Consider the following 7,812-nt stretch of genomic DNA (forward strand, 5'->3'; position numbering starts at 1 on the left):
CTGTATCTGTCGCGTTGCTTTCGATACAAAAAGAATTTGCTGAACTAAGATAAAACAAGACTATCGATTGCTTCGACAGCCTTGTTAAGATTTAGGATAATTCAATCAACGTTTACTCCAGCAATCCTAGCTCCCGCGCTTTCAACACGGCGTCCATGGAATTGTTTACGTCTAGCTTTCTATAAGCAGCCGTAGCATGAGATTTGACTGTGTGGATTGTTAGACCTGTTTGTTTCATAATTTCTTTGTATTTGTAGCCCATCGCAAGCAGGCTCAAAATATGCTTTTGCTGCTTGGACAGTTTGACCGCTTTCGAGTTCAGTGAAATGATAAGCCCCTTTTTTCGTTTGGACTGCTCATAAGTAGCTAAGGTGACTTCATGCATATATTTTGATGTCAATTCTCCTCTATAATCCTCGCGTTCAACCTTGAGAGCTATTTTACGAATAATGGGCAGGATTGCAGCACCTTCCTCTGCAAATATTCGCACATAGCCATATTGCTGTGCAGCGATTAATGCTAGCTCCAAAGTATGCTGGGCCCTTTTTCGTTTGCCCATTGCCCATTCAAGGATTGCCTGTAAAACGCTGGATTCTGCTATATCAAGCGGTCGCTGGAAATCCTCGCCTAGCTTTTTCAATCGAGCAAGATAGTGCATTGCCTCTTCTGTCTTTGCAAGTACCATATAGGCTCTAGCTGTCGTGAAATGCTGGGCAATTTTATACAGTTCTAATTCTTTGACAGAGGTCACAAAATACTGCTCAAACCACTCAGCAGCTGCATTTTTATCACCATCAGACAGACGTAGCTTCGTTTCGTATGCTTTAAAATTCGGCAGTAAGAACAGAAAGCCCTGCTCTATAATAATTGCTTCATTCCGAGCGAGGCTCTCCTTCACCTCATCTGACCATCCTTGCGCCGACAAAATAACTATCCTTGTCATCTGCGTACTAAAGCACAGTTCTGGCATCGCTTGCTGAGGCAGTGTCGCCATCGCCTGTTCACAGCAAGCACTTGCCTCCTTCAACATATTCTTTTCATAATAAAGCATAGCACGCAGCAAAAGCGGTATTCGAGTATCATCTGTGCCGTTTAAGGCGCCAAGTATCGGTTCTGCCTTGTGGACGTTTTGCTCAATGTCTGCCATGAAATCAGAATAATCTCGATGGCTGCGATGGATAAAAGGCATGGCCTTCATCAAAGTAGTTGCCTTCGTACCAGCTTGAGCAGCCGCCTCTATAATTTCATCAGTTAACAGCTCTGATACGCTGAAAATAGGACGGCGAAAATCAATAGCTACCATGAAAAGCCCATATTTAATGAAAGACTTATATTGTCCCATGATTTCGGGTAATTTAGCGTATAGTTTATCTAGGCAGATGCAAAATCGCTGCACATCACCAAGCAAATAATAATACCAGCTCTGACTAATTAAAAGATAAGGTTTTTGACTAGCAAGGCTCTCAGGAATGCTACCTCCTAGACGAGAAAGATCCTGCATGGAAATGCGGGCAGATGCCTCCCTATCAGGGGTACTGTATTCATACATCTCCAGCATATCAGCAGTAAGGGCCTCAAAATCGCTTGCTTTTACTGCAAAGCGTATACTACTGTAATACTCGCCCCGCTCTCGATAATAGGCTGCAGTAGATTTATAAAGCCCCTCCTTATCTAGGTCCGTATCCTTCTCTAGCATTGCTCTAAGAAAATCTAAAAATATATGGTAATAACGGTAATGTTGCTCATCTGTGCGGCTGATAAAAAAACCTTCGGCACAGAGCTTGTTCAGCAATTTCTCGCTGTCCTTCCTTCCCGTTAGATGGTTGGCTAGTGCCACTGTTAGTTCATCTACTGTACAAGTCTTTAACATAAACTGCTGCAAATCTTTATCACATTGCGTCCAAATCTGCCGTTTAATATATCGCTCCATAGCCCTATCCAGCTTCTCTTCAAGCTCCATCCTCCAATTTTTTGCGATTACCTGTACACCCATCGCCCAGCCGCCAGTAGCAGCTTTAATTGCCTTCGCTTCCTCTAGTGTAATAAAATGCCCACATGCTTTAAAATAGCTCTCGATTTCAAGCTCGGAGAATATGAGCTCCTCTGATGTAATTAGCCCCTCTTTTCCTTCATTGATATAGGATTCCATATAGCTAGTAGGCTCTTCGCGAGTTAATATCAGCGTATTGAAGGACATAGGCAATCGTTTGAGAACAAAGGGCAAGGACTTTCTGATTTCATCAGTAGTAATCAGATGAAAACCATCCAGCACCAATGTATAGGAGTCAGCGTTGGGTTCAAGATACGACAAAAAATTAATCGCATTTTCCACAGGCGAGGCTATGAAGGCTGGATTTTTAAGTAGTTCTACCAGCGCTTTGTTGTCAGAAAAAGCAGATAAAAGCCCCGTACAAAGTAGCTTATAGAAGACGGCAGGTGAGCTGTCATATTCATCTAATCCAATCCAAATAGCTTTCCGCCCAGAAGCTTTCATCCAAAGAATAGCTGACATCGTTTTCCCAAAGCCAGCAGGTGCAGACACAAGCAAAACTCTTTGTTGAGTATGTTGACGGAATGTATTCAAAAGGCTATGCCTCGGCACACAAATAGTAGGTAGTTTTTCTGGTATGAATTTTTCATTTAATAAATGACTGCCCATAAAATACCTCCTTTTTTCTTCAAAATATCATAACTTTCTAGAGATTGCACGAATAACATTACATGTGTATGAGGTTTTTTAGAACTATTATGACTAGTTTAAAAATAAGTAAATAAAAAAGCTCATACTTTTTTTAAAATTGACGATTTTCCTTTGAAATAGCCAAAGAATATTTTCTCAAAATCTCATACAAAGTTAATTGTTTTACAGAATAAATGTATCTACAATTAAAGCGACTTTTATGCAATACTACTCTTAGTTTATTGAGATATGAACAAAAGACTTTAATTTCACATGATTTTGGTAAATCGGAGGGAAGCAGATGAATCAATATAAAAGGGTTCGGCAATTTCTAGCGATTATGTTATCAGTTGTCATGATTCTAAGCATGATGCCACCAATGGCAACTGTCAAAGCCGCTTCACCTACTGCAATCAAAGTAACACAGATTGCCGCGGCTCAAAATAATTCCATCGCCTTGAAATCGGATGGAACTGTTATTGTGTGGGGAAACAACGTGACTAGCTGGGCTAAACCTCCAGAGGAGCTAAAAGATGTGGTCGAAATTTATGCGAAAGACACCGTTTTTTTGGCTCGCAAATCGAATGGCACGCTTATTGCATGGGGAAGCAATAACGTAGGTGAAACGACTATACCCGCTGGTTTGAACAAGGTAATCTCTATGGCAAGTGCAGGTAAGCATACTTTAGCAGTAGCAGAAAATTCCATGTTGGCTGGCACAGGTACAGTCATCGGCTGGGGGCTCAATGGAAATGGGCAATCAACTGTACCAGACGCAGCGAAAAGTGGCGTTGCTAAGGTAGCTACAGGCACTTATTATTCGATGGCACTGAAATTTAATGGAACTGTTGTCGATTGGGGCTCAAACGGATCAGGTGCGACAAGCAAACCTGCGAATTTAAGCAATGTAGTTGCAATTGATGCAGGATCCATGTATGCATTGGCATTGAAGTCAGATGGCACCGTTGTAGCTTGGGGGGCAGAACATGGCGGGAATGGGATACTCAACGTCCCGGCAGGATTGAATAATGTCACGGCGATATCAGCAGGTTATACACACGCATTAGCATTGAAGTCAGATGGCACCGTTGTAGCTTGGGGAGATAATCGGGATGGGAAAGCAACACCTCCTGCTGGACTAAATGACGTTATTGCCGTTTCAGCAGGGGTTAACCATTCGCTAGCATTGAAGCGTGATGGCACCGTTGTCAGTTGGGGGTCGCAAACTTCTGTACCTGGTGACAATCATTTGAACAGTCTGACACTTGAAGAAGGCGAACTATTGCCTGTATTTTCTTCAGCGGACACTTCCTATCATAGTGATATCGCTCCAATGACATCAACTGTCCGCATCAAAGCGGAATTGAAGAATACTGCTTATTCAGCACTGTACATCAATGACCAACTGCAAAAAAGCGGTTCGACTGTCGCTGTTTCAGTCCCAACGACAGGCACTGAAATAAAAATTCGAGTAGAACCCTATATGCAACCAGCTAAAACATATACGCTAACAATATCTCGTGACCGTCAATCACCAAACATCACATTTTCACCTAATGGCAATGCTGAACCATTAAGAGGAATTAACACCCTTGTGCAAGTGACAGATGCTACGAGCGGCGTGAATCCGTCCACATTGGAATATGCTTGGACACAAACTGCTACTGCTCCCATAGCTGGTTGGGCACCCTTTTCGCTATTGCCCTCTACGTCTATCTCGCAATTTACACATGCTGGGGCAGATGGAATTTGGTATTTGCATATCCGCGCTAAGGATTATGCAGGCAATTCAGCAAACGCGACATCTGAGCCATTTTTAATCGATAATACGCCTCCAGTTGTCAGCATAACGATGCAAACAGCGGATTATGATGACTATTTGAATGATACGTGGACCAATAAAGATGTTGTCGTAACGGTTGAAGCAACGGATGCACAAAGTGGCATGGCAACATTGCAATATACGCTTGATGGTGGTAAGACATGGATGAACTATTTAGACCCCATCCCCCTAACCGAAGGCATCCACACTGTAATCGTGCAGGCGGTTGATGTGGTAGGCAATGTGAAGCTTGACAGTCGCACTGTCAAAATTAGCAGTGGTGACTTAAAGCTAACACCCTTGATGGTCAAAATACCAGGTGGCGGTGACTACAAGAGCGGTGAATGGACGAATCAAAGTGTGCAAGCAAGTGCCACAGCGGACACAGGGGCAATTGCTATTACCTCCTTTACCCAATCAATAAATGGAGAACCAGCAACCCTTTATACACCTGGGATGTCTACTATATTCTTTCAAGAAGGTATAAATTCATTTGAGTTCAATGTGACCGATGCGCTTGCTAATAGCGTGAATGCTTTATTTACAATTAATATCGATAAGACAGCACCAACAGCTTCCTTCAACCCAAATGGCGATGAATTTGCTATACGAGGCACTTCGGTAATGGCAACTGTTGCTGACAGCGGCGGTAGCGGTTTAATTGAGTCTACATTAGAATATGTCTGGACGCAAAGCACTGACCAACCGACAATAGGCTGGTTACCATTTAATAATGGTAGTGAATTGACGAAAGAAGGCGTAGACGGGATTTGGTACTTGCATATACAAGGAAGAGATACAGCTGGTAATACGATGCACGCTGTTTCAAATCGTTTTGTCATAAACAATCCATCCCAAGATAGCACAATCAGTCCAAGCACAGTCAGCTTTGACAAAAACATAGCCTTACAAACAGACATAGAATTAGCTTTGTCGCTAAACGGCAACACATTGACCAATATTAGCAATGGTACAGACATACTTGTACCAGACACTGACTATGTCGTACTAGGTAATACGGTAACAATTCAAAAAAGCTATTTGGCTACACAACCAATGGGTACAATAAATTTGGTATTTTCGTTTAGTGCAGGCGTAGAGCAGACACTGACCATTACAATCGAGGACACGACAATCGTTCCTGCTAGCAACGCTAATTTAAGCGTTCTAACCGTAGGTGGCAGTACAATAAGTGGCTTTGATTCGAATGTAACTACCTATCATGTGGAGCTAGCCTCTGACATTCTAATAGGGAGTCCTGCGGCGACAGTATATGCCATAGCAGATGATGCAAAGGCTAGCGTAACCATCACACAAGCACCAACATTACCTGGTAGCGCAATCGTCAAGGTAGTTGCCGAGGATAAAGCAACCGTCAAAATATATACCATCCACTTTACACGATCAGAAACTTTCACACCTGTAACAAAAATCAGCATTACAGGTGGGCAGGCAGTTACTACGAAGAATGGCACATTACAACTAGCCTCAAACATTATGCCTGTAAATGCCTCAAACAAGGCAGTGAATTGGAGTATTATAAGTGGTGGCTCTTATGCAACACTAAGCAATACAGGTCTTTTAACAGCTTTAAGCAACGGGACTGTTACAATACGCGCGACAGCACAGGATGGCTCTGGTATATACGCAGAAGCAAAAATTACGATCTCTGGACAGCAAAACAGCTTCGACAACATTGAATCTAGCGGCAGCGATGATAGCTACACATCCGACACGCAAAAGCCTACAATCCTTGCTGAAAAGCAACCTAATATGCCAAACGTGGAAAAAAAGAGCATTGTTGGCACAGTGAAAAATAGTATTCTCTCCGCAAAAATCACTGAACAGATGATGAAGGATGCAATCAAAGCGGCTCAAGATGCAGCGAAAAAATCTGATAGAAGTGATGGTATTGCAGTGGAGTTCAATATCACAAGTAAAGATAGCTATTCTAGTTTGAACATCCTTGTCGATGCAGGGGCTATTGACCAGTTGAAAGAAGCAAGTGTCAAGTTTATTAAAATCGGCTCAACTGTGCTGGACATCACTATGGACACAAACGCTATCGCTGAAATTGATAAACAATCCACCGGTGCTGTTACAGTTTCAGCCAAGGCGGTGACTAAGCTGTTTACGGAGACGCAAAAGCTAATTGGCTCTCGTCCAGCGTTCAATATTACAATAGGTTATCAAAAAAATAGCAAACCCACGTATATAACTAACTTTGGCAAAGGGACTATCACATTAGGTTTAGCCTACAAAGCTTCAGAAAAAGAGAATACAGGGAATTTATTTGGCGTGTATGTTGATAAAAATGGCAAGCCACAATTACTTACTAACTCTAGCTATGGCAATGGCCGATTGATTTTCAACAGAAACAGCCTATCAATCTATGGTGTTGGCTACAAGACAACAACTCCCGTCTTCACTGATACAACGAAGCATTGGGCAAAAGATAACATTGATTTTGTTGTCAGTCGCAATCTCATCAGTGGCACAAGCACGACAACCTTTGCACCCAGCACTGCTATCACCCGCGCGGACCTACTTATGGCGTTGGGCAAAATCGCTGATGTAAAGGTGACGGACTACAAAATGAGCAGTTTCACCGACATAAAAGCCACCAACCCTGCTATGCCTTATATAGAATGGGCAGTTGAAAACAAAATTGTGCAAGGAATTGGCAATGGTAAGTTCGATCCAACACGCTCTATTACACGCGCAGAAATAGCCGTTATTATGCAAAACTATGCTAAAGCAATAAACTACAAATTACCAGTATCCGTTCAGGCGGTCACATTCTCGGACAATGAAAAGATCGTTGATTCTACCAAAGATGCTATCAAAACCATCCAACAAGCAGGTATCATGCGAAGCAAGGAAAACAACACCTTCGCTCCACAGACCGTAACTACCCGCGCAGAAGCATCAACCTTCCTGCGTCGGCTCATGGAACTTGTCATAGACGAAAACACAGCACGCGGCTGGACACAAAATGACGCTGGGCAATGGCAATACATCGACGAAAACGGCAAGGCTGTGATCGGTTGGCTTATTAGTGAAAATAACAAATACCATCACTACTTCACCAAAGACGGTATCATGGTATCTAACAAATGGTTCCAAATCAACACCAAATGGTTCTATTTCTATGCTGACGGCTCTCTTGCCAAAAACGCCAAAATAGTCAACTATGAAGTAGATGAAAATGGCGTAAGAAAATAAAGTGAACCTTCAATCAGTGGGGGTTTTCCTCATCCCCCACTTAACTATTTCGTTCCACTCACTATTTTGATGTGGGGGTCTTACA

Annotated in this window: 2 protein-coding genes; one reads left to right on the plus strand and one right to left on the minus strand. The window is 42.6% G+C overall.

Annotated features, from left to right (window positions below):
* Positions 1-112 precede the first annotated feature (112 nt).
* The gene (locus C9J34_RS19535) at positions 113-2,659 is read right to left on the minus strand and encodes a winged helix-turn-helix domain-containing protein (RefSeq protein ID WP_107841852.1); all 2,547 of its coding nucleotides are present in this window, start codon (positions 2,657-2,659) and stop codon (positions 113-115) included.
* A gap of 322 nt (positions 2,660-2,981) precedes the next feature.
* Here C9J34_RS19535 and C9J34_RS19540 point away from each other — a divergent pair, with 322 nt between their 5' ends.
* On the plus strand, positions 2,982-7,727 hold the full coding sequence (locus tag C9J34_RS19540) for an S-layer homology domain-containing protein (protein ID WP_107841853.1): 4,746 nt from the start codon (positions 2,982-2,984) through the stop codon (positions 7,725-7,727).
* Positions 7,728-7,812: the final 85 nt, after the last annotated feature.

The sequence above is a fragment of the Metasolibacillus meyeri genome (assembly GCF_003049505.1).
GTDB classification, from domain to species: domain Bacteria; phylum Bacillota; class Bacilli; order Bacillales_A; family Planococcaceae; genus Metasolibacillus; species Metasolibacillus meyeri.